This is a genomic window from Mycobacterium sp. NGS54, assembly GCF_059812465.1.
The window spans coordinates 246131-272659 of the sequence record NZ_JCALCS010000007.1; the positions used below are offsets into that span (position 1 = coordinate 246131).

Below are 26529 nucleotides of genomic sequence, written 5' to 3' on the forward strand. Positions count from 1 at the left end.
GCGGGTCGCCACCATCGGATGTCGTCGTACCCGCGTGCGAACATCTGTTCGTGCGGTGTGACGCATCCATCCTGCACGCGGACCTGGATTCGTTCTACGCGTCCGTCGAACAGCGCGACGACCCGACGTTGCGCGGCCGCCCGGTGATCGTCGGGGGCGGGGTGGTGCTGGCGGCGAGCTACGAGGCCAAGGCCTACGGGGTGCGCACCGCGATGGGCGGGGCGCAGGCGCGCCGGCTATGCCCGCACGCCATCGTGGTGCCGCCGCGCATGAACGCCTACAGCCGCGCCAGCGAAGCCGTGTTCGAGGTGTTCCACGACTGCACACCGGTGGTCGAGGCGCTGTCCGTCGACGAGGCGTTCCTGGATGTCGGCGGCCTGCGCCGCGTCGCCGGCACACCGACCCAGATCGCGCACCGGCTGCGCGCCGACGTGCGTAGCCGCGTCGGCCTGCCCATCACCGTCGGGATCGCCCGGACGAAGTTTCTCGCCAAGGTGGCCAGCCAGGAAGCCAAGCCCGACGGGCTGCTGCTGGTGCCGCCCGATCAGGAGCTGGCGTTCTTGCGCCCGTTGCCGGTGCGCCGGTTGTGGGGCGTGGGCGCGGTGACCGCCGAGAAGCTGCACGCGCACGGCCTCGTGACCGTCGCCGACGTCGCCGAGCTCAGCGAATCGACGCTGGCCTCGCTGCTCGGGCCCGCGATGGGCCGCCAGCTTTATGCGCTGTCGCGCAACATTGACCGCCGCCGGGTGACCACCGGGGTGCGCCGGCGCTCCGTGGGCGCGCAGCGGGCGCTGGGCCGCGCGGGCAACCGCATGTCGGCCGCCGAGGTCGACGCGGTGGTGGTGAACCTGATCGACCGGATCACCGCCCGGATGCGCACCGCCGGGCGCACCGGGCGCATGGTGGTGCTGCGACTGCGCTTCGACGACTTCAGCCGGGCGACCCGCTCGCACACGTTGCCGTGGGCCACCTCGTCGACGCAGCCGATCCTGACCGCCGCGCGGCAGCTGGTCGCCTCCGCCGCGCCCCTGATCGCGCAGCGGGGGCTGACGTTGGTCGGGTTCGCGGTATCGGGCATCGACCGCAGCGGAGCGCAGCAGCTGATGCTGCCGTTCGGCGAGGACCCCGGCGGGCTCGAGATCGACGATGCGATCGACCGGGTGCGCCGCCGCTATGGCAGGTCCGCGCTCACGCCGGCGGTGTTGGTCGGCCGCGACCCGGGCTTCGAGATGCCACATCTCCCCGACTGAGGCCATCACCGCAAGAATCTCGCAAGTCGCCGGCTTTAACCTACGGCCCCACAAGGGATTAGGAGCCGTAGATGTCCTCTTTCGTGCAGGTAGACCCGGAGATTCTCAGCGCCGCGTCGGCGGACTTGGACGCGATCGGATCCGCGATCACGTCGGCCAATGCGACCGCGGCGGCCTCGACTACATCGGTGGCGGCCGCGGCGCAGGACGAGGTCTCGGCCGCGATTTCTCAGCTGTTCGGCAGCTACGCCCGGGAGTTTCACTCGCTCAGCGCGCAGGCGGCGCTTTTCCATGACCAATTCGTGCAGTCGCTCACGTCGGGCGGTGGGCAGTACGCGGCCGCCGAGGCGGCCAATGCCGACCCGCTGACGTCTTTGACCGGCGAGATTCAGAGCCTGGGGTTGCCGCCCGGGCCGGTCAAGCTGCTCACGGGCCGCCCGCTGATCGGCAACGGGGCCAACGGGGCGCCCGGAACCGGAGCTCCCGGCGGCGACGGCGGATGGCTGATCGGCAACGGCGGCAACGGCGGGTCGGGCGGGGCCGGGCAGGCCGGCGGGGCCGGCGGGTCGGCGGGATTGTGGGGCCACGGCGGTGACGGCGGAGCCGGCGGAACCGGCAAGCCCCTGATCGGTGGCGCCGGCGGAAGCGGCGGGGCCGGCGGGGCCAACGGATGGATCGGCGGCGGCGCGGGCGGTGCCGGCGGGGCCGGCGGGACCGGCGGCTCCAGCCTGTTCGGAGGGACCGGCGGCCACGGCGGGGATGGGGGCGCCGGCGGGGCCAACCGGCAACTGCTTTCCCTGTTCGGCGCCGGCGGTGCGGGTGGAGCGGGCGGCCTCGGCGGCGTTGGCGCTGCCGGTCTCGATAACGCGGTGGCCGGCGGTACCGGTGGGCCGGGCGGGCACGGCGGGGCCGGCGGCCATGGCGGGGCCGGCGGCGCGAATCAGGCCCTGCTGGGCGGTGCCGCCGGCGCGGGCGGTCACGGCGGCGACGGCGGCCACGGCGGCACGGGCGGCGGCGGCGGAAGCGCCACCTCGACTGGCGGAACCGGAGGTGTCGGAGGCGACGGCGGTGCGGCCGGCGCCGGTGGGGCCGGCGGAACCGGGGGCGGGCTCTTCGGGCGGGCCGGCAGCGGTGGCTCGGGCGGCACCGGCGGGGGCGGCGGCACCGGCGGCACGGGTGGCGGCGTCAGCGGAAACGTCTTCGGCAGCGTGGCCGGTCAAGGCGGCCAGGGTGGCCACGGCGGCGCCGGCGGGGCCGGCGGCAACTCCAGCGGCAGCGCACTCAACGGCACCGGCGGAGGCGGCGGTGCCGGCGGCACCGGTGGCTTCGGCGGCAACGCCGTGACCGGGACCGGCACCAACCATTCCACCTACGGCGGCGGCGGGGGCGGCGGCGGCGCGGGCGGCAAGGGCGGCCTGGTCGGTGTCGGCGGCATCGGCGGGGGCAGCGGCACGGGCGGCGCCGGCGGGGGCGGCGGCACCGGCGGCGCCGCCTCGACCCAACTCAGCCAGCCTGTCGCCCTCGGGCTCGGAGGCGACGGCGGAGGCGGCGGCGCCGGTGCCCCCAACGGCGGGGCAGGCGGCACCGGAGGTGGGGGCGGCGCCGGCGGCGGCGCGCTCGGTCTGTCGACCGGGGACATGGCCCTAGGCGGAGGCGGCGGGGGCGGCGGCGGGGCCGCCTACGCCGGCGGTGCGGGCGGTGCGGGAGGCGCCGGCGGTAACGCGATCACCACCGCGTCCCCGCTCGCCTTCGGAGGTGGCATCGGAGCCGGCGGCACCGGCCCCGGCGGGGGTGGTGGCGGCGGCGCCTGGGCCTACCCGGCCAACGCCGTCCCCGGTGTCGCCGGAACGGCGGGTGCCTTGGGCGGCACCGGAGGCGCCGGCGGTGGTGTCGGCCAATTCGGGGGTGACGGGGGCGCCACCGGTGTCGCCGGCTCCGGCGCCGAGGCCCTGATCATCGGTGGCAACGCCGGCGGCGACGGGCAGTCCACCTGACAACCGCTACCCGGCTTACGCCGTCCACTCCAGCAGCTTGTCGGCCGGCCAGGTATTGACGATCCGGTCGACGGGCACGCCGGCATCCAGCGCGCGCTGCGCCCCGTAGCCGAGGAAGTCCAGCTGGCCCGGTGCGTGCGCGTCGGTGTCGATGCTGAACACGCAGCCGATCTCCAGCGCCTGCTTGAGCAGCCGGGTCGGCGGGTCGCGGCGCTCGGGGCGGGAGTTGATCTCCACGGCCGTCCCGTGGTCGCGGCAGGCGGTGAACACCGCCTCGGCGTCGAACTTCGATTCGGGCCGGATGCCGCGTCCGCCCGAGACCAGCCGGCCGGTGCAGTGGCCCAGCACGTCGGCGTGCGGATTGGAGACCGCGCGCAGCATCCGCCGCGTCATCGCCGCCGCGTCCATCGACAGCTTCGAGTGCACGCTGGCCACGACGACGTCGAGGCGCTCGAGCAACTCGGGTTCCTGGTCGAGGCCGCCGTCCTCCAGGATGTCGACCTCGATCCCGGTGAGAATGCGCATCGGCGCGAACTGGTCGCGCAGCTCGTCGATGACGTCGAGCTGCTTGCGCAACCGCTCCGGCGACAACCCGTTGGCGATGGTCAGCCGCGGCGAGTGGTCGGTCAGCGCGCAGTATTCGTGACCCAGCGCCGACGCGGTGGCCATCATCTCGTCTATCGGCGCCGACCCGTCCGACCAATTCGAATGCAGGTGCAGGTCGCCGCGCAGCGCGGCGCGGATGTCGCCACCGCCGAGATCCTCAACGCCGGAACGCAATTCGACGAGGAGGTCGGGTTCGCGGCCGGACCAGGCCTGGTCGATCACCTTCGCGGTCTTCGGACCGATGCCCGGCAGCGTCTGCCAGCTGTTGGCCTGGCCGTGCCGCTCGCGCGCGGCGTCGTCGAGACCCTCGATGATGTCGGCGGCGTTGCGGTAGGCCATCACCCGCCTCGGGTCGTGGCGGCTCCGGTCCTTGTAATAGGCGATCTGCCGCAGGGCGGCTACCGGGTCCATGGCTCCAGTGTGCCCCGCCCAGTCACCGGAATTGGCCGGCGACGAACCCCGCGAGCAGCACGGCGAACCCGCCGATCTCGCCGGCGATCAGCAGCACCATCGTCACTTCCAGGCCGCGGCTGGGGTTTTCGAACTGGTTGACGGTGTCGCGCCGCGCGCCGTGCGCGACGTAGCCGAGGATGGCGGCGACGAAAAAGAAGACGACGACCGCCGCCGCGGTCAGGTTGACCCACGCCGGCCAGGCGCTGAGTGCGACGAAGACCGCCAGCAGCAGGGTCGCGAAGGAATAGAGCAACGCCGCGCGGTGCGCGATGTCGACGTACGGATGGGCGCGATGATCCTCGGCGGTCATGATCTGGCGGTACTTCCAGACGCCGAGAACCAGCGCCAGCAGGAAGATCAGCCCGGCGGCCAGCAGGGTGATCCTGGTGTCGATACCGAGTGCGGTGGTCATCGTCCGCATGAGTTTAGTTGCGCTTCATAAAGATCGACTAACGTCGGTTTCATGCGATTCGCGTTCAAAACCTCACCCCAAAACACCACCTGGGCCGACATGCTCGCCGTCTGGCAGGCCGCCGACGACATCGAGGTCTTCGAGTCCGGCTGGACGTTCGACCACTTCTATCCGATCTTCTCCGACAGCAGCGGACCCTGCCTCGAGGGGTGGACCACCCTGACCGCGCTGGCGCAGGCGACCAAGCGACTGCGGCTGGGCACCCTCGTCACCGGCATCCACTACCGCCACCCCGCAGTGCTGGCGAACATGGCCGCCGCGCTCGACGTCATCTCCAACGGGCGCCTCGAGCTCGGGATCGGCGCCGGCTGGAACGAGGAGGAGTCGGGCGCTTACGGCATCGAGTTGGGCTCCGTCCGGGAACGCTTCGACCGGTTCGAGGAAGCCTGCCAGGTGCTGATCAGCCTGCTGAGCGAGGAGACCACCGACTTCGCCGGCAAGTACTACCAACTCAAGGGCGCCCGCAACGAGCCCAAGGGCGTGCAGCGCCCGCACCCGCCGATCTGCATCGGCGGCAGCGGCGAGAAGCGCACCCTGCCGATCACCGCGCGCTACGCCCAGCACTGGAACTTCGCCGGCGGCCCACCCGAACTGTTCGCGCAGAAGCGCGACGTCCTGGCCGCGCGCTGCGCGGACATCGGGCGTGACCCGAAGGAGATCACTCTGTCGGCGCACCTGCGCCTCGAGCCGGACCTCAACTACGGAAAGGTCATCGAGGACGCGGCGGCGCTGGGCGCCGAGGGGCTGGACCTCGGCATCGTCTACCTTCCCCCGCCGCACGACCCCGCCGTGCTGGAGCCATTGGCGGAAGCGATTCGGGATTCGGGACTGCTGGCTAAGTGAGGCCCGGCGAGCAAACTAACTTGGGCGCCGCCGGCGCGTGAACGAGGTGCTTACACCCCGAAGAGCATCAGCTCTTCGGCCGTGACCAAGCGTTCGAGCTTAGCGGGATACTCCCGGCTCTTCACCGGGTGACGCAACCATGACCAGGCGATTCGCCCCATCTTCGAGCGGGGCATCGGGTTGACATGCACAGTGACCACTCCTGCGATCGGTCCGTTCCTGCGGGACACGCCCCGTGACTGCTACGTGATGAGGCCCACAGAGAACCATTAGACAACAATCGTCTGGCAAACGTGGGCAGAAACGCCGAATTGAATTCTTCTGTTTCTGGTGTGGCTGATGTGACTACGTGAGCGGCGCCGCGGTGGGCTTGATCGGCGCCGGAAGCGCCGTCGAACCCATCAAGAACCGGTCGACACCCGCCGCCGCGGCCCTGCCCTCAGCAATCGCCCAAACGATCAATGACTGGCCGCGACCCATGTCACCGGCAACGAATACGCCGGGAATCGAGGTGTCGAAGTCGGCCCCGCGGGCGACGTTGCCGCGCTCGGTGAGCTTCACCCCGAGGTCGGTGAGCAGGCCCTCCTTCTCGGGGCCGACGAATCCCATCGCCAGCAACACCAGATCGGCCTCGAGCTCGAAGTCGGAGCCTTCGACTTTGACGAACTTGCCGTCCTGCATGGTCACCTCGTGAGCCTTGAGCCCGGTCACGTGGCCGTCCTTGCCGACGAATTCCTCGGTGTTGACCGAGAACACCCGCTCGCCGCCCTCCTCGTGCGCCGACGACACCCGGTACATCAGCGGGTAGGTCGGCCACGGGGTCGACTCGGCGCGCGCGTCCGGCGGACGCGGCATGATCTCGAACTGGTGCACCGCGATCGCACCCTGCCGGTGCACGGTGCCCAGGCAGTCGGCCCCGGTGTCGCCGCCGCCGATGATGATGACCTTCTTGCCCTTGGCGGTGATCGGCGGTTCGCCATCGGCACCCAGGACGTCGTCGCCCTCCTGCACGCGGTTGCCCCACGGCAGGAACTCCATCGCCTGGTGGATGCCGTCCAGCTCGCGGCCGGGGATGGGCAGGTCGCGCGCGGCGGTGGCACCGCCGGCCAGCACCACCGCGTCGAAATCGCCGCGCAGCTGTTCGACGGTGAGGTCGACGCCGACGTTGACGCCGGCCCGGAACTCGGTGCCCTCGGCGCGCATCTGGTCCAGCCGCCGGTCCAGGACGCGCTTTTCCATCTTGAATTCCGGGATGCCGTAGCGCAGGAGCCCGCCGATTCGGTCGTCGCGCTCGAACACGGTCACGCTGTGGCCGGCGCGGGTCAGTTGCTGGGCGGCGGCCAGGCCGGCGGGGCCGGAACCCACCACGGCGACGGTCTTTCCGGTCAGCTTGTCCGGGGGCAGCGGCACCACGAAGCCTTCGTCGAAGGCGTGATCGATGATCTCCAGCTCGATCTGCTTGATCGTCACCGGGTCCTGGTTGATGCCCAGCACGCACGCCGGCTCGCACGGGGCCGGGCACAGCCGCCCGGTGAAGTCCGGGAAGTTGTTGGTGGCGTGCAGCCGCTCGATCGCGTCGCGCCAACGTCCCCGGCGCACCAGGTCGTTCCATTCCGGGATCAGGTTGCCCAGCGGACAGCCGTTGTGGCAGAACGGAATACCGCAGTCCATGCAGCGGGTCGCCTGGTGGCGCAGCGTCTCGTCGTCGAAGTCTTCGTAGACCTCGTTCCAGTCGCGCAGTCGCAGCGGGACAGGCCGGCGTTTCGGCAATTCCCGATGCGTGTATTTCAGGAAGCCGGTGGGATCAGCCATGCGCGGCCGCCATGATCGCCTTGTCGATGTCGACGCCGTCGCGCTCCGCCTCGGCGATCGCCTGCAGCACGCGCTTGTAGTCGCGCGGCATCACCTTGACGAAGTGCCGGTGCTGGCCGGGCCAGTCGGCGAGGATGCGCTGGCCGACAGCGGAATCCGTGGCGTCGACGTGCGCCTGGATGGTGCCCCGCAGGTACTCCAGGTCGTCCTCGTCGAGCGCCTCGAGCTCGACCATTTCGGCGTTGAGGTTGTTCGGCAATTCGCCCTCCGGGTCGTACACATAGGCCATCCCGCCGGACATGCCCGCCGCGAAGTTGCGGCCGGTGCGGCCTAGGATGACGACCTTGCCTCCGGTCATGTATTCGCAACCGTGGTCGCCGACGCCCTCGACCACCGCGTGGGCGCCGGAGTTGCGCACGGCGAACCGTTCGCCGACGACACCGCGCAAGTAGGCCTCCCCGCTGGTGGCGCCGAACAGGATCACGTTGCCGCCGATGATGTTGTCCTCGGCGACGTAGTCGGCCGGCGCGTTGTCCGACGGCCGCACCACGATCCGGCCGCCCGACAGGCCCTTGCCCACGTAGTCGTTGGCGTCGCCGTAGACGCGCAGCGTAATCCCCTTCGGCACGAAGGCGCCGAAGCTGTTGCCGGCGGACCCGTCGAAGGTGATGTCGATGGTTCCGTCCGGCAGGCCTTGGCCGCCATAGGCTTTCGTCAGCTCGTGGCCCAGCATGGTGCCCACCGTGCGGTTGACGTTGCTGATGGTGGTGGAGAAGCGGACCGGTTTGCCGGAGTCCAGCGCCTCGCGGCTCATCACGATCAACTGCTGATCGAGCGCCTTGTCCAGGCCGTGGTCCTGCCGGGAGCTGCAGTACAGGTCCTGGTTCATGAACGCCGACTCGGGCTCGTGCAGCACCGGGGCCAGGTCCAGCTTGTGCGCCTTCCAGTGCGCTCGCGCCAGCGTGGTGTCCAGCGACCCCACCTGACCCACGGCCTCGTTGAAGGTGCGGAAGCCCAACTGCGCCATGTACTCCCGCACTTCTTCGGCGATGAACATGAAGAAGTTCTCGACGAATTCGGGCTTGCCGGTGAACCGCTCGCGCAGCACCGGGTTCTGGGTGGCGACGCCGACCGGGCAGGTGTCGAGGTGGCACACCCGCATCATGATGCAGCCGGCCACCACGAGTGGGGCGGTGGCGAAGCCGAACTCCTCGGCGCCGAGCAGCGCCCCGATGATCACGTCGCGGCCGGTCTTGAGCTGCCCGTCCACCTGGACCACGATCCGGTCACGTAACCCGTTGAGCAACAGGGTCTGCTGGGTCTCGGCCAACCCCAGCTCCCACGGGGCGCCCGCGTGCTTCTGCGATGTCAGCGGCGTCGCGCCGGTGCCGCCGTCGTGCCCCGAGATCAGCACCACGTCGGCGTGCGCCTTGGACACACCGGCGGCAACGGTGCCCACTCCGTTTTCGGAGACCAGCTTGACGTGCACGCGCGCGGCCGGGTTGGCGTTCTTCAGGTCGTGGATCAGCTGCGCCAGGTCCTCGATGGAGTAGATGTCGTGGTGCGGCGGCGGCGAGATCAGCCCGACGCCGGGCGTGGAGTGCCGAACCTCGGCCACCCACGGATACACCTTGTGGCCCGGAAGCTGGCCGCCCTCACCAGGTTTCGCGCCCTGAGCCATCTTGATCTGGATGTCGGTGCAGTTGGTCAGGTAGTGCGAGGTCACCCCGAAGCGGGCAGAGGCGACCTGCTTGATCGCGCTGCGGCGCCAGTCCCCGTTGGGGTCGCGGTCGAATCGCTTGACGTCCTCGCCGCCCTCGCCGCTGTTGGACCGGCCGCCGAGGCGGTTCATCGCAATGGCCAGCGTCTCGTGCGCCTCGGCCGAGATCGAGCCGTAGCTCATCGCCCCGGTGGAGAAGCGCTTGACGATCTCGCTGGCGGGCTCGACCTCTTCCAGCGGAACGGGCGGCCGCACATCGCCGCGGAACTTCAGCAGTCCGCGCAGCGACGCCAGCCGCTCGCTCTGGTCGTCGACCAGGCGGGTGTACTCCTTGAAGATCTTGTACTGCCCGGTGCGGGTGGCGTGCTGCAGCTTGAACACGGTCTCCGGGTTGAAGAGGTGGTACTCGCCCTCGCGGCGCCACTGGTATTCGCCGCCGACCTCGAGCTCGCGGTGGGCGCGCTCGTCGGGCCGGTCGAGGTAGGCCAGCTTGTGGCGGGCGGCGACGTCGGCGGCGATGTCCTCCAGGGTGATCCCGCTGGTGGGGCAGCTCAGCCCGGTGAAGTACTCGTCGAGCACGTCCTCGGAAATGCCGACGGCCTGGAACAACTGCGCGCCGGTGTAGGAGGCCAGCGTCGAAATGCCCATCTTGGACATGACTTTCAGCACGCCCTTGCCGGCGGCCTTGACGTAGTTGCTCAGCGCCTTGTTGCGGTCGATCCCGTCGATGACCCCGCGGTCGAGCATGTCCTCGATCGACTCGAACGCCAGGTACGGGTTGATCGCCGCCGCGCCGAAGCCGACCAGCGCGGCCATGTGGTGCACCTCGCGGGCGTCACCGGTCTCGACGACCAGGCCGACGTGCGTGCGCGTCCGGTCGCGCACCAGGTGGTGGTGCACCGCCGACACCGCCAGCAACGACGGGATGGGCGCCAGCTGCTCGTCGGACCCGCGGTCGGACAGGATGATGACCCGGGCACCGTCGGCGATCGCGGCCGACGCCTGCGCGCGCACCTCCTCGAGCGCGGCGGTCAGCCCGGCGCCACCCTCGGCGACGGGGTACAGGCAGGGAATCACCTTGGACCGCATGCCATGCGGGCGCCCGTTGACCTTGTCGTCCGGGTTGAGGTTGATCAGCTTGGCCAGCTCATGATTACGCAGGATCGGCTGCTGCAGGACGATCTGGTGGCAGGAGTACTCGTCCGGGTTGAGCAGGTCGCGCTCGCCGCCGGTGGTGCCCTGCAGGCTGGTCACCACCTCCTCGCGGATGGCGTCCAGCGGCGGGTTGGTCACCTGGGCGAACAGCTGCTGGAAGTAGTCGTAGAGCATCCGCGGGCGCTGGGACAGCACCGCGACCGGGGTGTCGGTGCCCATCGAGCCGATCGGCTCGGCCCCGGAGCGCACCATCGGCGTCACCAACAGGTTGAGTTCCTCATAGGTGTAGCCAAACGTCAACTGGCGCTTGACGAGTCGCTCGTGGGGCATCCGGACATACTCGCCCTGCGGCAGGTCGTCGAGCGGCACCAGGCCCTTGTCGAGCCATTCCTGGTAGGGGTGCTCGGCGGCAAGCTCCGCCTTGATCTCCTCGTCGGCGACGATGCGTCCTTGGGTGGTGTCCACCAGGAACATCCGGCCGGGCTGCAGCCGCATCCGGCGGACCACCTTGGCCGGGTCCAGGTCGAGCACGCCGGCCTCGGAGGCCATCACCACCAGGCCGTCGTCGGTCACCCAGATTCGGGAGGGGCGCAAGCCATTTCGATCCAGCACGGCGCCGATGATGGTGCCGTCGGTGAAGGTGATCGACGCGGGACCGTCCCACGGCTCCATCAGGGAGGCGTGGTACTGGTAGAAGGCACGCCGCGCCGGGTCCATCGACTCGTTGCGTTCCCATGCCTCGGGGATCATCATCAACACCGCGTGGGCCAGGCTGCGCCCGCCCAGGTGCAGCAGTTCCAGGGCTTCGTCGAAGCGCGCGGTGTCGGACGCGCCCGGAGTGCAGATCGGGAACAACTTCTCCACGTCGTCGCCGAAGAGGTCGGTCTTGATCAGCGCCTCGCGAGCCCGCATCCAGTTCTCGTTGCCGGTGACGGTGTTGATCTCGCCGTTGTGCGCGATGCGGCGGAACGGATGCGCCAGCGGCCAGGACGGGAAGGTGTTGGTGGAAAAACGGGAGTGCACGATGCCCAGGGCGCTGGTCAACCGATCGTCTTGCAGGTCAAGGTAGAACGCCTTGAGCTGCGGCGTGGTCAGCATGCCCTTGTAGACGAAAGTACGGCCGGAAAGGCTTGGGAAGTAGACGGTTTCGCGCCCCGGGCCGTCCTGTCCCGGGCCCTTGGTGCCGAGTTCGTGCTCGGCGCGCTTGCGGACTACGTAACAGCGGCGCTCCAGCGCCATCCCGGAGGCGCCGGTCATGAACACCTGCCGGAAGGTCGGCATCGCGTCGCGGGACAGCGCGCCCAGCGACGAGTCGTCGGTGGGGACGTTCCGCCAGCCCAGCACCTGCAGGCCCTCGGATTCGGCGATCTTCTCCACCGCGGCGCAGGCGGCCGCGGCGTCCTTGGACGACTGCGGCAGGAACGCGATGCCGGTGGCGTAGCTGCCCGGCGCGGGCAACTCGAAATCCACGACTTCGCGCAGGAACGCGTCCGGGACCTGAATCAGGATGCCGGCGCCGTCACCGCTGCGCGGCTCGGCGCCCTGGGCGCCCCGGTGCTCGAGGTTGAGCAACGCGGTGATGGCCTTGTCGACGATGTCGCGGCTACGGCGGCCGTGCATATCGACGACCATGGCAACCCCGCACGCATCGTGCTCGAACGCGGGGTTGTATAACCCGACGCGCTTGGGCGTCATATGCACCTGACCCTTCACCAAACGTTCTTCGCTGCCGTTACGAGCGGCTCCGGCGGGGCCCCAACCCAGCAGGGTTGCGGGCCTCGGACCCGTAGGCCCCTTCGGTCTTGCCGATAGGCTGTGCCCCAGGCGGGCATGATCCGTCGTTGGGGGTTCGTCCGTGCAGCGTTGAACGGTGGCCTGGAGCTGGTTTCGACAAGTCGTAAAACGATATGACAATACCCGCCTGACATGCCAACTTCGTTAAGTCTAACCGCCAACGGGCAGCGGCGTAAATTCGCAGCGACGGGCGGTCGACGGCGTCGCCGACATGGGAGTTTTGGGCTTGTACCACCCCGACCCCGGCGCCGATCCTAGCCGACCGGTGGGCCGGATCACCAATTCATCCCAGTTTGCTGTGATCGCGCCCACGCGTGGCGCCGTCGCCGCAGGGCTTGCTCACCCGCGTGCTCAGCGAACGCCGGAAGCAGTCCCGGCGGGGGGCGGCCCACCCGGCCAAAGTTTGCACGCGCGGGGCGACGGTTCGCCGATGGCGCGTGGCCGATACTGGACGGGTACCGGTCCGGCACCCGAGGAGCCCATGAACGAGCGCGACGAATTCCTGCGGGACCGGCTGCGGCCCGAGCAGGCCGGTGCGCCGGCGCCGCGCCCGCCCGGTCCCCCGCCCAGGGATCCCCGTACCGCGGCACCGGCTGCTCCGGCGGATGCGCCCGCGCCCGGCCCGGCCCCCGCGGCACCCCGTCCGCCGGCGCCGCCCCAGCAGCCACCCCGTCCCGCGCCGCCTGCCGCACCCACCCCCCCGCGCCCACCCGCGCCCCCGCAGCGCCCGGCGGGCCCGCCCCAACCGCCGCCCCGCCCCGTCCCTCCCCCGCTCCCGACGCCGCAACAGCCCGCACCCGCACCCGTCGCGCCCGCGGCCGCACCCGGGGCGGAGCTGCCCGAGCGCGGGTGGCGACGCGCCCTGCGGCTGGCCACCTTTGGCCTCGTCAAGCTGGGCCCGTCGCCCGCGCAGCGGCAGGAGGCGCAGTTCGAGGCGGCCATCCGAACCGCCCTGCACGGCAACTACAAGGTCGGCGTGCTGGGCAAGGGCGGGGTGGGCAAGACGTCGGTGGCCGCCAGCGTCGGATCGCTTTTTGCCGAGCTGCGCCGCCAGGACCACGTGGTGGCGATCGACGCCGACACCGCGTTCGGCCGGCTGGGCTACCGAATCGACCCGCGATCGAACGCCTCTTTCTGGGAATTGACCTCCGACAAGAACCTGCGGTCCTACGCCGATGTGGTTGGGCGCCTTGGCCGTAACTCCGCCGGCCTGCACGTGCTCGGCGGCGAGCCGGCGTCGGGACCGCGGCGGGTGCTCGATCCCGCGATCTACCGGGAGGCCGCGCGCCGGCTGGACCACCATTTCACGATCTCGATCATCGACTGCGGCTCCACGATGGATTCACCGGTGACCCAGGAGGTGCTGCGCGATCTGGATGCGCTGATCGTGGTGACCTCGCCGTGGGCCGACGGGGCCAACGCCGCCGCCCGGACCATGGAATGGCTGTCAGAACAACGGATGACGAGCCTGCTGCACCGCACCATCGTGGTGCTCAACGATTCCGACGGCCACGCCGACAAACGCACCCGGGCGTTGTTGGCGAGCGAGTTCGTCGATCACGGGCAGCCGGTGGTCGAGGTGCCCTACGATCCGCACCTGCGTCCGGGCGGCGTCATCGACGTGACCCGCGAGATGTCCCCGGCGACGCGGCGCAGGCTTCTTCAGGTGACGGCGACGATCGCGGGCTATTTCGCCGCGCGGCCGGACCCGGCGGCGCGCTAAGGCCGTTGACCTCCACCCAGGCGCGCCAACGGGTCGGCGATGGCCTCGATCTTCGTCACCAGGGGACCGCGAATCGTCAGCACGATCGACGCGAATAGGCGCCGCTCGACGAAGGCCAACACCGCGGGTCCACCCGCGGGCCCGGTGACCAGGGTCACCTCCGGCCCGAGGTAGCGCAGCAGGTTGGTGGCCACGGCGTCCGGCCCATGGTTGATCTGCGGCGGCGGCGCCGGCTCGGCCAGGACGGTGCCCACCCCCCAGACCGCCGGATCCAGCACCGCAGTCAACGCGGCGATGTCGCCATTGGCGCACGCGGTTATGAACTTCTCGGTGACGACCTGGTGCTCGGCCGGGGCCACCTCGCTCAATTTCGGTTGCGCCACAGTGAATTTGCCGCGTGCGCGCCGCGCCAGCTGGCGGCAGGTGCCGACGGGACGGCCGACGGTCTCGGCGATCGTCTCGAACGGGACGCTGAACACGTCGTGCAGCACGAAGGCCACCCGTTCACCCGGACTGAGCCTGCGTAACACCTCCAGCAGCGCGGTGCGAACCTCGTCGTCGAGGGTGACCCGGTCGGCCGGGTCCAGGCGCGGCGATGCCGGTTGCTCCTCGACCTCGCCCGGCCGCTCGTAGCGGGCGCGCGCCGAGCGCACCTGGTCGAGGCAGATCCGGCTCGCCACCACGGTCAGCCAGCCGCGGACGTCGTCAATCTCGTTCAGGTCGGCACGCGAGAGACGCAAAAACGCTTCCTGTGCAACGTCTTCGGCGTCGCCAACGTCGCCGAGCATCTGATAGGCGAGATTGACCAGATACGGGCGATTGCTGCGCCAGGCCTCGGTGACCTGGTCGCCGGGTGACTGCGACTGGCTCATGAACCTTCGACGATTTGATCCCGCAAAAAGTTACGCGTTTCGACTGTAACTTTCCCACCTCCGGCGCCGTCCTTGGTGCAGCACTGAAAACTCACGGAAGGAACACCCCCATGACGATCGTCGTAACCGGAGCGACGGGCAACGTCGGGCGCCCGCTCGTTACCGAACTTCTCGCCGCCGGCGCCCACGTCCGCGCCGTCACCCGCGCACCCGACACCGCCGGGCTTCCGTCTGGCGTCGAGGCGGTCCGCTCGGCTTCGGACGCGCTGCCGGGCGCCTCGGCGGTGTTCCTCAATTCCCGCGCGCTGGGCGCGGACCTGTCCCGGGTGGTCGCGGAGTGCGGGCGCGCCGGCGTCACGAAGCTGGTTGCGCTGTCGGCGATCAATGCCGACGACGACTTTTCGCGGCAACCGTCGCGTTTCCGCGGGGATCGCAACAAGGAGGTCGAACAGCTCGCCGTCGAATCCGGCCTGGATTGGGTGAGCCTTCGGCCGTCGGTTTTCGCGACCAACTTCGCCGGCATGTGGGGGGCGCAGATCCGCGCCGGTGACGTGGTGGCCGGACCATACGCGGCGGCGTCCACGGCGCCGATCGTCGAGCGCGACATCTCGGCGGTCGCGGCGCGGGCGCTGCTCACCGATGAGCTTGTCGGCCAACGGATCCCGCTGACCGGTCCGCAGGCGTTCGCCAACGCCGAGCTGGCCGAGGTCATCGGCGACGTCCTGGGTCGCCCGCTGCGCTACGTCGAGGCGCCGACGGAACTGGTGCGCCAGCGGTTCATCGACATCGGATTCGGCGCCGACTTCGCCGACGCCTACATCGCCATGCTCGCCGAGACGCTCGACAAACCCGCGCTGGTCACCCACGACGTGGAGAAGATCCTCGGCCGGCCGGCGACCCCGATCGCGCAGTGGGTTTCCGAGCACCGCGACCTGTTCGCCCAATCGAACGGAGCCTGACGTGTCCGACCCACGCCCGCCGCGCTACCTCAAGCCGATGAACAAGGTGATGATGGCGGTTCAGCGGCTCGGCATCCCCACCGGACCCGCCATGGTGCTGACGGTGCCCGGCCGCAAGTCGGGTCAGCCCCGCCGCACACCGATGACGCCCTTCGAATTTCGCGGCGGGCTCTACGTGGTGGCCGGCTACCCCGGCGCCGACTGGGCGGCCAATGCCCGCGCCGCCGGGAGCGGCACGCTGAGCCGGGGCCGACGATCCCGCGAGGTCAGGATCGTGGAACTCGACGCCGACGAGGCGCGTCCGGTGCTGCGGGCGTTCGCCACCGAGGTGCCGGTCGGCGTGGCGTTCGCGAAGCGCTCCGGGATGGTGCGCGACGGAACCGCCGACGAGTTCGAGGCACTTGCGGGCCGCGTCGCCGTGTTCCGGTTCGAGCCGAACGTCAAACAGCGCGAAAAATCTCGCTGATTTTGTCGCGCCGTGCTTCAGCGAGAGGCCATCGTCTCGATCACCCTCTGCGGCAGGTCGTCGCCCTAGACACGACTTCGCTTTTCTGGCCCACTAACCGCACACCAACCGCAGGGAACGGCTAAATTAGCAACAGACGAATCGCTGCATTGCCGGGTTTTCAGCGGTGACCTCCCGGGAATCAGGGCAGCGTGTTCTGTTGCGGTGAGGGATGCTGAGCCGGGGAGAAGGCCGATGTCAGGTTCACAAGAAGCCGGTCGAAGGCGGCAAGGTGGGGTTTCCCGAGGGGCGCTGCGCAGCGCGGGGGCGGCGGAACCGACCGATTGGGTGTCTCAAGCCCTCTGCCGGACCATCGACCCCGACACACTCTTTGTCCGGGGTGCCGCGCAGCGCGAGGCCGCGGCCGTTTGCCGCCGCTGCCCGGTCATGCAGGAGTGCTTAGCGGAAGCGTTGGACAGCCGGGTGGAATTCGGTGTCTGGGGCGGCATGACCGAGCGCCAACGACGGGCCCTCCTCCAGCGGCATCCCGAGATGCCGTCCTGGTCAAAGTTTCTGAGCGAACGACGAAATCGCGGCGCGGGCTGACCTGCGCGCTGTGCCAATCAGGGCCGGTCGCAACGTGTCTCGCTGCATCCCTGTCCGAGGTTGCCGTCCGATTCCTGGGCGAGGCTAACCCGAATAACGGCGTAACCTGGCCGGACGTAACCTGGGGCAATGCGCACGGCCTACCACGAGCAGCTAGCCGCCCTCAATGAGCAGCTCGCTGACATGTGCGCGATGGCCGGCGCGGCGATGCACGACGCTACCGAAGCCCTGCTGCAGGCCGACCTTGCGCTGGCCGAAGAAGTCATCGCGGAGAAGGGCCGGCTCGCGAAGCTGAGCGGCGACGCCGAAGATGCCGCGTTCGTGCTGCTTGCCCTGCAAGCGCCGGTGGCCGGCGACCTCCGAGTCGTGGTTACCGCGATCAGGATCTGCGCCGATGTCGAGCGCATGGGCGGCTTGGCCGCACACGTCGCAAAAATCGTTCGCCGCCGCCATCCCGAGCACGTCCTGCCCGAACAGGCCAACGGCTATTTCGCGGAGATGGGGCGTGTGGCGGTCGAATTGGCCGGCGCCGCCGAAGAGGTCTTGCGCACCGGTGACCCCGAAAAGGCTCGGCTCGTCAACGTCGAAGACGACGCGATGGACGACCTGCATCGCGAGCTGTTCACCGAGCTCATGGATCGCGAATGGCAACACGGCGTGGCCGCCGCGGTCGATGCGACCCTGCTGGGCAGGTTCTACGAACGCTTCGCCGACCATGCCGTCGAAATCGCCAGGCGGGTCATCTTTCAGGCCACCGGCAGGTTGCCGGGCAGCGCGGATTCCCTGGGCTAGCGGGCTTCGCTACCAAACGATGGCGGCCATGTCGCGGTTGTCCGAACACACGCTGCGCACCGCCGCCTCGATATCGGCGGCCGTGATGATCTGCAGATCCTCGACGGTCACCGGCTGGCCCGACCGCTTCTGGGCGACGACGCGGGTATCGCGGAATCCCTCGGCGCGCTCGATGACGTTGCGGGCGAACCGGCCGTTCTGCATGGCGTCGATCCCGTGCTGACCGCCGGGAGTGGTGTAGTTGCGGATCGTCGTCGCCGCGTCCAGAAACGCCTCCCGCGCGCCGTCGTCGAGCAGGCTGGCCCGGGGCGAGGCGTAGCGTTGCCCGATCTCGACGATCTCGGCCGGCGAATACGACTCGAACCGCAGCTTGCGGTTGAACCGGCCCGCCAAACCCGGGTTGACGGTGAGGAATTGGTCCACCTGATCCTCGTAGCCCGCGCCGATGAAGCAGAAGTCGAATCGATGGGTTTCCAGTGCGACCAGTAGCTGGTTGACGGCTTCCATGCCGATCATGTCCGGCGTGCCATCCTGGTGGCGCTCGATCAGCGAGTAGAACTCGTCCATGAAAATGATTCGGCCCAGCGACTTTTCGATCAGCTCGTTGGTCTTGGGTCCGGATTCCCCGATGTAGTGGCCGCAGAAGTCGGACCTTCGGACCTCCCGGATTTCGGGGTGGCGCACGATGCCCATCCCGGCGTAGATCTTGCCCAGCGCCTCGGCGGTGGTCGTCTTGCCGGTCCCGGGTGGCCCCACGAGCAGCATGTGGTTGGTCTGCCCCTCCACCGGTAGCCCATGCTCGAGCCGCATCATCCGCACCTCGAGTTGGTCTTCCAGCGCCGACACCGCCTGCTTGACCGCCGCGAGGCCCACCTGTTTGGCCAACAGCCGGCGGCCCTCGGCCAACAGCTCGGCGCGCCGCTCGGCAGCGTCAGCATCGTCGAGCTGCTCGCGGCTTTTCGCCGTCGCGGCGTCCCACTTGTCGGTGCGGCTGGCGATGGTCTGCTCGTCGGTCACCACCAGCTGTAGGTTCGGGTCGGCCAGCGCGGCCTTCGCCGCATCGGTCAGCACCCCGTTGATGGTCGCCTTGGACAGCCAGATCTGGGCGCGATCCTCCTCGTGCAGCTGGCGGTGCACCATGCCCCGCACGTACGCCAAATCCGCTACCAGCAGCGGAATGTCGGCCGGGCCGATCGAGGCCGTCAGCACCTCGGCGCCGAACCGGCTCGACGACGTGTTCTGGCCGATCACGTCGACGCGATCCAGCCAGTCCAGCGCGACCCGGCCCTGTCCGAGATGAGCGGCGGCGTGGGCTGCCAGCGCGCAGATCGACGCCGTCACCGCCGACATGATGATCGCCTGTGGGGGCAGCTCCTCCGCGGCCGTCAACAACACGTCCGACCAGCGTTGCGTCGCGTACATCAGGAACGCCCGGGCCAGCTGGTGCCACTGGAAGTTGCCCCACGAGTCGAGCAGCTCGCGGTTAGCCAAAAGCCGATCCGCCTCGGCATATTCGCCGGCGATCGTCAGCGCCGAGGACAGCGCCAGGCCCACCTGGGACGCGTCGGTGACCGTGATGCCGATGTAGGGGCCCAACTGCATCTCGGCCGCGAGTGTGCGGCCGATCCGGGTGGTCTCGCGGTGCAGCCATTCGCGGTGATGGTTGAGCCGCTTGAGCGATGCCAAGTCGTTGTCCCCGCAGGCGACCCGGCCGAGCCAGGCGTCGGCCATCGACGGGTCGGCTTCGGTGGCGGCGACGAATTCCGGCAATGCAGCGGCGCGCCCCTGCCGGTCCATGGTCGCCATTGCGCGGTCGAAATGCCTACGCGCCGTGAGCAAGTCCCCCATTGCCTGCACCGTCCTCAGGTTGCGAACGACATCGCGACCGACTCGAGGTTGACGTAGCGGTTCTCCGCGCGGAAGAGGTCCATGTCGACCAGCCAGGTCTCCCCCGCCGCGGTGACCCGCACCGTCGCGCCGCTCACCTGTTGGATGGCGACCTCGAACGCCTGCCCGTGGCCGTCGGGCAGCGCCGTGCCGGCCGGCGCGACGGTGATCACGGTCGCCGGCCGGGGCGCGGGCGAGATCGCGACGTCCCTGGCGTCCGGACGGCCGAGTTCGACGACACTGACGGTGGTGCGCGGCGTCGGCCGCGAGGTGGCGACGATGCTGACCACAGGCATCCGCACGCTGGCCCAGCGCTTCAGGTCGCGGGTGTGCACGCAGACCCGTTCGCCGGCTCCGGCGGTGCGGATCACGATCCGTTTGGCGATCGCGTCGTCGGCGGCGATGAACACCCTTGACAGCTCCCCGGCGTCGGTGACCGGGATCATCAGTCGGTCGCCGTTGCTCAACTTGCCGACCAACACTCCCGACGGGCCGATTTCCAGGATCAAGCTCTGCGGCAACGGACTTCGTCTCAGTCCGCGCAGGAAGGGGCGCGGGCCGCACATGTTGGCCGCCGCGGCGGCCGCCTGCTCACCGTTGAGCCGGCGCAGGATGACGCTCGGCGGGCTCGGCGCCTGCGTGGGTGTGCGCACGGTGACCGTTGCGGTGCAGTTCCCGTCCCGATACACCGTCACGTTTTGGATGACCTCGTCGACGCGCAGCGTCCAGGCCTGTGCAAGAACGTGGGAGTTGATCGCCTCGGCGGGATACGCATACGTCGTCATCCATCCGGCCTCACCCCGCACGGCCTTCCACTTCTGCATGGTGCCGGACACCGCGTCCCAGCCAAGCCGCCGATCGAGTTCGATCAGGTCCGTGGCGGTGGCCACCTTCGCCCGCAACCCGTGGCAGCGCAGCAGTCCGGCGATCCGTTGCGCTGCCGAAATCGCCGTCGCGCCAAGGGTTGTGCGCCACCGCAGCGCATTGGCATTGTCGATCACCGGCAGCCGCAGGATCAACCACGTCTCACGGCGCCCGGCATACGGCGGGGTGCCGATCTCCGCGTCGTACACCCGCGGATAGTCGCCGACGTTGCCGCACCGCGACCCGATCGACACGACGCTGATCGAGTCGAGCTGCAGACCCAGCGGGTGCTGCAGCAGAGGCACCAGGTCGACGACATCGATGACGTTCTCGGTCTCGACGCTGACCGAGCCGGTCACCGTGGTAGCCCGGTGCGCCCGGCCGAGCAGCTGCACCGCCGCCACCGCCACACCGTCTTCGACGCGTACACCGCCGCCGGATCGGTTGCTGGCCACCGTGATCGGCTCATCCCATGTAATCGGCCGCCGACCCCGCAGCCACAGGACTGCCCACGACCACGACGGCTGGCCCCGCCACCGCACAAACACCACCGCGGCGCCCACCCCCGCGGCCACCGCGGCGCCGAAATAGCCGCCGACCACCCAGCCCGCCAGCGCGAGGAGGAACACCACCAGTATCCCGACGACCCGCCGGTTACTGCCCGGGCTGAACCCGGTAAGCCGCGACCTCATCGCGCCCTCCGCAGTCGCGCGCCAACGGCCACGACCAACACACCGGCGCCCACGAGGCCGAGGAAGCCGATCGCGATGTTGCGCGCGCGATGATCCGGCGGCGGCGGAGGCGCGGGCGGCGTGATGACACGGGTTTGCGCGCCCGGGGGCAGCTTGTCGCCGGGAGGGATGTTGAACGTCAGCGCGGCGACCGGATCCACCAGGCCGTAGCCCACCTTGTTGTCGACGCCGGCCGGCGGGTTGTGGGCCGACTGCACGATCCGGTTGATCACCTGATGTGAGCTCAGGTCAGGGTATTTCGCGCGCACCAGCGCGGCGATGCCGCTGACGTATGCCGCCGAGAAGCTGGTACCCCAGAACGGCATGTTCTTCTCGCCCGGCCGCGACGGCGGGTACGCGTTGACCGGTCCGCCGCCCTGGGGCGACAGGCCCATGATGTGCGTCGCGGGCCCGGCGACACCGACCCACGGACCCGACATACTCTTGTCGATCGGGGCCCCGCCGGCATCGACACCGCCCACCGACAGGACGTAGTCCGAGAACCACGACGGCGACGAGATCACCTTGACCTGGTGCCAGTCACGCGGATCCGCCGGGTCCAACGGGTCGAACATTGGGTTGTTGTCGCAGCCGCCTTCCCCGTCGTTGCCGGCCGCGGCGACGATCACCGCGTCCTTGACGGTCGCCGCGTACCAGAGCGCGGCGCCGAGCGCCCGTTGGTCGGTCGAGGACGCGGCCGGCAGGCACGACGTCACCGAGATGTTGATCACCTTCGCGCCCATGTTCGCCGCGTGCACGACCGCGCGCGCCAGGGTGTTCAGCGTGCCGGCTTTGACCTTCTCGTCCGAGTTCGGGTCCGCCGGAGCAGGATTCACCGGCTCGAAGGCTCGCGACGACTGGCGTATCGAGATGATGGTCGCGTGCGGGGCCACCCCGACCACCCCGTCGGGGGCTCCCGGCGGGGGTGGCGGCACCGCGGGTTCGTCCTCGGTTTGCGGGTCGGGCGGTCCGTTGGAGGGCGCCATCGCGCCGGCCTCCGGCGGTGGCGGTGGGGGCGGCGGTGGTGGTGGCGGAACGAGGGTGATGGTCACCGGCGGTGGCGGCGGTGGCGGTGGCGCCGGAGGCGGGACTTCGACGGGAGGCGCGGGCGCCCCGGCCGCCGGCGGGGGCGCGGCCGGCGGCGGGAAGGCCGGCGCGGGCGGGATCGGGCGTGGCATCGGCACCAGGCCCTGCGGCGCCGCCCCAATGATGGCGCCGACAACGGTGCCGTGCGCGTCGCAATCCGACAGGCCGTCCTCGCCCATGATGTAGTCCCCGCCGGGAACGACCGGCAACCGGGGGCTGGGCGTGATCCCCGTGTCGATGACCGCGACGGCGACCCCGTTACCCGTGCTGTATTGCCAAGCACGGCTGATGTTGAGTAGGTCGAAGCCGGGCGCCAGCTGCGAGACGTCGGGCGTCTTCACGGTGATCGGCACCGAGCAGCTGTTGCCGCGCCGCATCGGTTGGTCGGGTCGCGGCGGCCCGTCCGGGGGAACCATGGCCGGGTCCACCTTGGGTGGTGAGATGGCTTGGGCAGCGGGAATATTGCCCGTGGTTGCGACCAGGATCAGGGCTGCGGTGATCGCGGCCGCCCGAGCGCACACCGGTTTCAGTGGCGAAGCCAAGTGAACAGCCCTCCCAAGGCCGCGGCGGCCGGCAGCAACACGATCATGGCCAGCACCTCGAGCCACTCCACGGTCAGCCGGATCAACGGCCTAAACCGCGTCGCGGGCACTAAAAGCGCTGCGGCCAAACCCAATGCGGCGAAGGCCACGACCAGCGCTACCGGCCACACCAGGGCGGCTTGCAGGCTTCTGGGCCCGGTCAGCGCGTACTTGACGACACCGGCGAACACCGCCGCGCACGCGCCACACACCAGCGCGACCGCCTGGTACTTGGCGGCGAATCCGCGACCCTGGGTGATGAAGATGCCCACCACGAGACCGGCGACCAGCAGCGCCAACCACGCCCAGCGACGACCCGGCGCCAGCACCCCCCACACCGCGACCGGCAGCACCGCAGACACCCCGACGCACAGGCCCACCTGGATGGCGTTGACCAACCGCGCCGACGCGGCGATCGCGGCGCCCCGGGCGGTGATGTCGGTGAGTTCGTCGTCCTCGTCCTCGGTTTCCTTCGCGCTGACCGGCGACACCGTGTCCACGGGCATGCCCTCGCGGCGCGCGAAAAGGTCACGCCCCGTGATGGATCCGAAGTGCGGCGGGCGCACCCTCGCCACCCACAGCGCGATTGTCGGCGCCATCCGCACCAGCACGAGCAATCCGAACAAGACGCAGATCGACAGCACCTGCACCGACACCGGCGAGAACATCCGGGCGGCGGCGACCGCTGCGGCGATCCCGCACACCGTCACCACCGCGGTCGCCGCCGCGGTCTGCCACCGCTTCCGCGTCGCTGCGCTGATCGCGATGGCGCCCAGGATCACCACCACGAGCCCGATCAGCGCGTGCGGGGCGCCGAGCCTCCCGGGCGGCGCCCATGCGCCGGCCACGGCGACCAAAAGCACCGTCAGCCAAGCAAATCCGCTGAACATGTCGCGCCGCTGCGGCCATCCGGTGAACACGACGATCGACGCGATAGCCAGGAGCACACCGACCCCGCCCGCAACGGCCGCCGGCCCCAGGCCGTCGGTAAAGGTGCGCTCCCGCAAGGTCAACCCGGCCACCACGCCGACCGCCATCGCGGCGATCGCGATCGCCGTATGGGCGGCCGTCAACGCGGTCACGGGTGCGAACATCCGGTCCCCGCCGTCGCGGCCCAGCCACTTGCCCATGGCCGCCAGCGCCGTCGACAACGATTCGTATTGCGGTTCAAAGGATTCGCCGTCGACCCGCGGCACCAGCACCAGCGTGTCGCCGTCTTGGACGCCGAGCTCGTCGAGGCTCTTGTTGATGTCGAGGCGCACGCCGTTCACCTTGTGCAGCTCGTAGCTGCCCGGAGGCAGCGCGACCCCGTCGAAGCCCTTTCGTTTCAGGTCGTCGCTGAGCAGTTCGACCATGCCCTCGAAGAAGCCCTCCATCGGCGTTCCCGCGGGGAACACCTGTGAGCACAGGTGCCGGTCGTAGGAGATGTTGACCGCACACCGCGCCGGGAAGGCGACCTTGTGGGGCGAGGTCACTGCTGGGCCCTCTCGGCGCCGGCGTCGGGCACGTACTTATCGGCGAGCGCCGCGGTGATTTCGAAGAGCCGTAGCCGCGACTTCTTCTTCAACTCGTGGACCGTGTCGATGATCCCGCCCTTTGCCAGGTGGGGATCGAACGGCATCACTTCCACGGTCGCGCCCACCTTGGTGAACCGCTCGGTCAGGTACGCCAAGGCGTCCTTGTCGACCGCGCTGTCGGTGTGGTTGATGATCACCGTGCTGTGCGAGACCAGCTCGTGATAGCCCTGCGCGCTGAGGAAGTCGATGGCTCGCAGTACCGGCCGGGAGCGGTCCGCGGTGATGCCGGAGACGAACACCAGGGTGTCGGTGTTGTCCAAGACGGTCTTCATGACGGGGTGTTCGAGGTCCGGGGCGGTGTCCACCACCATGACGTTGTGGGTTCGCCGGAGCCGCGCGAGGACGCCGGCGAACATCGCCGGCACCAGCGGGCGGGGCTGGTCGGACGTCCGATTGCCGGCCAGCACGTCGAGCCCGACCACGTTTTGGCCCAGGTGTTCCCGGATGTCGGCGTAGCCCTGGACGTCAGTGTCGTTGATGATCGCGGTGTAGTCGCCGGGCGGCGACTCGTCGATGCGGTCCGCGAGGGTCCCAAAACCGGGGACGGCGTCGATCGCGATCACGTTCGTCGGGCGGCACTCGCGAAAGACACCACCGATGCAGGCGGCCATGGTCGACACCCCGACCCCGCCCTTGCCCGAGACCAGGGTGATGACGAACTGCCGCCGGATGTGCCGCCGGATGCGTTCTTTTAATTCACGATAATGCCGTTCCCTGGGTGATTCCCCGAGGTTTATATTGCGGAATGAAATGTTGTAAATGAATTTACGCCAACCGGAGCCCGGCGGGATTTTTCGGGGTGCGGCTAAATCGGTAATACGCATTGTGTCCGATACCGAATCCCGGTAGCGCGCCGCTGGCGGTTCCCCCCGCCCAAGCCTCTCTTCGTCGTACATATTGGGGTCATTCCAAGAGGTCGTCACGACAGTCGACTCTAACACGATTTGGGATAGGCCGTTTACGCGATCAAACCCGCGAAGTGCATTAGCAGGACGCTCGGGTTTGCCATTCCGAGGATTGGTTGTAACGCCTCTTTTGCGGCGTTGTCAGACGACGCGCCGGTAGGAGTACCACTCCTCGCCGGCAGGCAGGCTTTGAATGAGGCGCTGCACGGCCGCACCGATGTCGCTGCGCGACCCCGGCGAGAGAACCTGGTAGCGGCGTCCGCCCGACATCACGCCTTCAACGCACAGCCGTCCGGCCATGGTGTCCATGATCGCGACCGACGAGTCCGCGATCACAAAACGGGCCGTTTGTTCGGGTCCGACGCCAGCCTGCACCGCGACGATCGCCGCGTGCGCCGAGCGTTCGGGATCGGCGGCCATGGTGAGGATGTGCAGCTGGTCGACATCCAAATGTTGCTTGAGCAGAAACGATTTCAGGCTGGCGGCGTCGCGCACCGACGCGAGCAGCTCCGCGGTATCGAGCGTCACCGGCCGCAGCGGCGCGGCTTCGGCGACCCCGCAGAGCCGTTCGACTTGGCCCACCACGAGCTCGGTGGCCGTGGCCGATTCGCTCGCGGTGCCGGCCGGGTAGAGCCGTACCAGGTCACCGTGGCGTTCCAGCACCACCCACCAACTGGCGAACCGGCAGATGGCCGCGCGGGTGGGCTCGCGCCCCGGCACGTTGATCAGGAGCAGTAGCCCGAGGTCGCGCCGCAACAGGACGGTCATCCATTCCCGGATCATTGGGTCGGCGTTGCCGGACTCGTCGAGGGCTCCGCAGGCTTTGAGTTCGGCGACGATCGGGTGGCGCAGGGCCATCTCCGGGGTCTCCAGCCGCGGCAACAGCGGCCGGAGGCCCAGTTCGGGGCACAGCTGCTCCACCCCGGTCACCGCCTGCAACGCCCACAGGCCGTCGATTGTCGTTGTTAGCACGCCAAATTCACCTCAGCCCACTCGCCGCACATACCGAAGGTGGGGCACGTGCGGACCCGGCGCCCAACCTTGGTCACGGCCCCGAGGCGCCGAAGCGCCTCCGGGGCAGGCGATTTCAGAACAGGTGGCCGATTTGGCGGTCGGTCTGGATTGCGGCCTCGAGCACGTGACCGGTCGTCTGACCGTGCTGGCGCACCGTGTCGACGAGGCCCTGCAGTCCCGACAGCATTTGGTATTGCGCATCGAAGAAGCCCATTGCGCCGACGCCCGCGAAGAATTCCTGAAGGGCGTTGGTCTTGTTCGCAACGTCGGCGTGAATGGCGTCGAGCTGACCGGCACGAGAACCCACATCCGCGGCGAAATCAGCCACGGGCCCGGGGTTGTAAGCGATGGGATTTGTCATGGTGAATTCCTCTCTGAAGCGATACGG

Annotated in this window: 20 protein-coding genes; 8 read left to right on the top strand and 12 right to left on the bottom strand. The window is 69.5% G+C overall.

The features are described 5' to 3' along the window. Positions 1 to 44: 44 nt before the first annotated feature. Both dinB and AC5Y5E_RS23380 read left to right on the top strand, forming a co-directional pair. On the top strand, positions 45 to 1250 hold the full coding sequence (gene dinB, locus AC5Y5E_RS23375; protein ID WP_499905733.1) for a DNA polymerase IV: 1206 nt from the start codon (positions 45 to 47) through the stop codon (positions 1248 to 1250). 71 nt (positions 1251 to 1321) lie between these two features. Then, entirely contained in the window at positions 1322 to 3244 is a 1923-nt protein-coding gene (locus AC5Y5E_RS23380) for a PE family protein (protein WP_499905373.1), read from the top strand. Positions 3245 to 3259: 15 nt separating this feature from the next. Here AC5Y5E_RS23380 and AC5Y5E_RS23385 read toward each other — a convergent pair whose 3' ends face one another. Together AC5Y5E_RS23385 and AC5Y5E_RS23390 are read right to left on the bottom strand one after the other, a co-directional pair. Then, positions 3260 to 4261 carry a PHP domain-containing protein gene (locus tag AC5Y5E_RS23385; protein ID WP_499905375.1) on the bottom strand — a complete coding sequence of 334 codons (1002 nt, stop codon included), beginning with the start codon at positions 4259 to 4261 and terminating at the stop codon, positions 3260 to 3262. A gap of 22 nt (positions 4262 to 4283) precedes the next feature. Then, positions 4284 to 4715 (bottom strand): hypothetical protein, encoded by a 432-nt coding sequence (locus tag AC5Y5E_RS23390; RefSeq protein WP_499905376.1) that lies wholly within the window; start codon positions 4713 to 4715, stop codon positions 4284 to 4286. Positions 4716 to 4766: 51 nt separating this feature from the next. Between AC5Y5E_RS23390 and AC5Y5E_RS23395 the strand changes: the two genes are divergently transcribed. Continuing rightward, on the top strand, positions 4767 to 5618 hold the full coding sequence (locus AC5Y5E_RS23395) for an LLM class F420-dependent oxidoreductase (RefSeq protein ID WP_499905378.1): 852 nt from the start codon (positions 4767 to 4769) through the stop codon (positions 5616 to 5618). Positions 5619 to 5963: 345 nt separating this feature from the next. Here AC5Y5E_RS23395 and AC5Y5E_RS23400 read toward each other — a convergent pair whose 3' ends face one another. Together AC5Y5E_RS23400 and gltB are read right to left on the bottom strand one after the other, a co-directional pair. Continuing rightward, positions 5964 to 7430, bottom strand: a complete 1467-nt coding sequence (locus AC5Y5E_RS23400; RefSeq protein WP_499905379.1) for a glutamate synthase subunit beta — start codon at positions 7428 to 7430, stop codon at positions 5964 to 5966. Then, positions 7423 to 12000, bottom strand: a complete 4578-nt coding sequence (gltB, locus tag AC5Y5E_RS23405; RefSeq protein ID WP_499905735.1) for a glutamate synthase large subunit — start codon at positions 11998 to 12000, stop codon at positions 7423 to 7425. Before gltB ends, AC5Y5E_RS23400 begins: the two co-directional genes overlap by 8 nt. A gap of 580 nt (positions 12001 to 12580) precedes the next feature. Here gltB and AC5Y5E_RS23410 point away from each other — a divergent pair. Continuing rightward, positions 12581 to 13822, top strand: a complete 1242-nt coding sequence (locus AC5Y5E_RS23410; protein ID WP_499905736.1) for a MinD/ParA family ATP-binding protein — start codon at positions 12581 to 12583, stop codon at positions 13820 to 13822. Here AC5Y5E_RS23410 and sigI read toward each other — a convergent pair. Next, the gene (sigI, locus tag AC5Y5E_RS23415) at positions 13819 to 14694 is read right to left on the bottom strand and encodes an RNA polymerase sigma factor SigI (protein WP_499905381.1); all 876 of its coding nucleotides are present in this window, start codon (positions 14692 to 14694) and stop codon (positions 13819 to 13821) included. The genes AC5Y5E_RS23410 and sigI overlap by 4 nt on opposite strands. Before the next feature lie 110 nt (positions 14695 to 14804). Here sigI and AC5Y5E_RS23420 point away from each other — a divergent pair, with 110 nt between their 5' ends. The 4 genes from AC5Y5E_RS23420 to phoU all read left to right on the top strand — a co-directional run bounded on the left by AC5Y5E_RS23420 (position 14805) and on the right by phoU (position 17496). After that, the gene (locus AC5Y5E_RS23420; RefSeq protein WP_499905382.1) at positions 14805 to 15653 is read left to right on the top strand and encodes an NAD(P)H-binding protein; all 849 of its coding nucleotides are present in this window, start codon (positions 14805 to 14807) and stop codon (positions 15651 to 15653) included. A gap of 1 nt (position 15654) precedes the next feature. Then, complete coding sequence (locus tag AC5Y5E_RS23425) at positions 15655 to 16119, top strand: nitroreductase family deazaflavin-dependent oxidoreductase (protein WP_499905384.1); 465 nt, start codon at positions 15655 to 15657, stop codon at positions 16117 to 16119. A 234-nt stretch (positions 16120 to 16353) separates the two neighbouring features. Beyond that, positions 16354 to 16704, top strand: a complete 351-nt coding sequence (locus AC5Y5E_RS23430; protein ID WP_499905386.1) for a WhiB family transcriptional regulator — start codon at positions 16354 to 16356, stop codon at positions 16702 to 16704. 129 nt (positions 16705 to 16833) lie between these two features. Then, a complete protein-coding gene (gene phoU, locus AC5Y5E_RS23435; RefSeq protein ID WP_499905387.1) occupies positions 16834 to 17496 on the top strand; it encodes a phosphate signaling complex protein PhoU in 663 nt (220 codons plus the stop codon). Positions 17497 to 17505: 9 nt separating this feature from the next. Here phoU and eccA read toward each other — a convergent pair whose 3' ends face one another. The 7 genes from eccA to AC5Y5E_RS23470 all read right to left on the bottom strand — a co-directional run bounded on the left by eccA (position 17506) and on the right by AC5Y5E_RS23470 (position 26502). After that, positions 17506 to 19344 (bottom strand): type VII secretion AAA-ATPase EccA, encoded by a 1839-nt coding sequence (eccA, locus tag AC5Y5E_RS23440; protein WP_499905388.1) that lies wholly within the window; start codon positions 19342 to 19344, stop codon positions 17506 to 17508. A gap of 14 nt (positions 19345 to 19358) precedes the next feature. Further along, on the bottom strand, positions 19359 to 20939 hold the full coding sequence (eccE, locus tag AC5Y5E_RS23445) for a type VII secretion protein EccE (protein WP_499905390.1): 1581 nt from the start codon (positions 20937 to 20939) through the stop codon (positions 19359 to 19361). After that, entirely contained in the window at positions 20936 to 22606 is a 1671-nt protein-coding gene (gene mycP, locus AC5Y5E_RS23450) for a type VII secretion-associated serine protease mycosin (RefSeq protein ID WP_499905391.1), read from the bottom strand. The genes eccE and mycP overlap by 4 nt, the downstream gene beginning before the upstream one ends. Then, positions 22591 to 24120, bottom strand: a complete 1530-nt coding sequence (eccD, locus tag AC5Y5E_RS23455) for a type VII secretion integral membrane protein EccD (RefSeq protein WP_499905392.1) — start codon at positions 24118 to 24120, stop codon at positions 22591 to 22593. Before eccD ends, mycP begins: the two co-directional genes overlap by 16 nt. Beyond that, a complete protein-coding gene (locus AC5Y5E_RS23460) occupies positions 24117 to 25145 on the bottom strand; it encodes a MinD/ParA family ATP-binding protein (protein WP_499905394.1) in 1029 nt (342 codons plus the stop codon). The genes eccD and AC5Y5E_RS23460 overlap by 4 nt, the downstream gene beginning before the upstream one ends. 123 nt (positions 25146 to 25268) lie before the next feature. Next, the gene (locus AC5Y5E_RS23465; protein WP_499905395.1) at positions 25269 to 26099 is read right to left on the bottom strand and encodes an ESX secretion-associated protein EspG; all 831 of its coding nucleotides are present in this window, start codon (positions 26097 to 26099) and stop codon (positions 25269 to 25271) included. 115 nt (positions 26100 to 26214) lie between these two features. After that, a complete protein-coding gene (locus AC5Y5E_RS23470) occupies positions 26215 to 26502 on the bottom strand; it encodes a WXG100 family type VII secretion target (protein ID WP_499905397.1) in 288 nt (95 codons plus the stop codon). Positions 26503 to 26529: the final 27 nt, after the last annotated feature.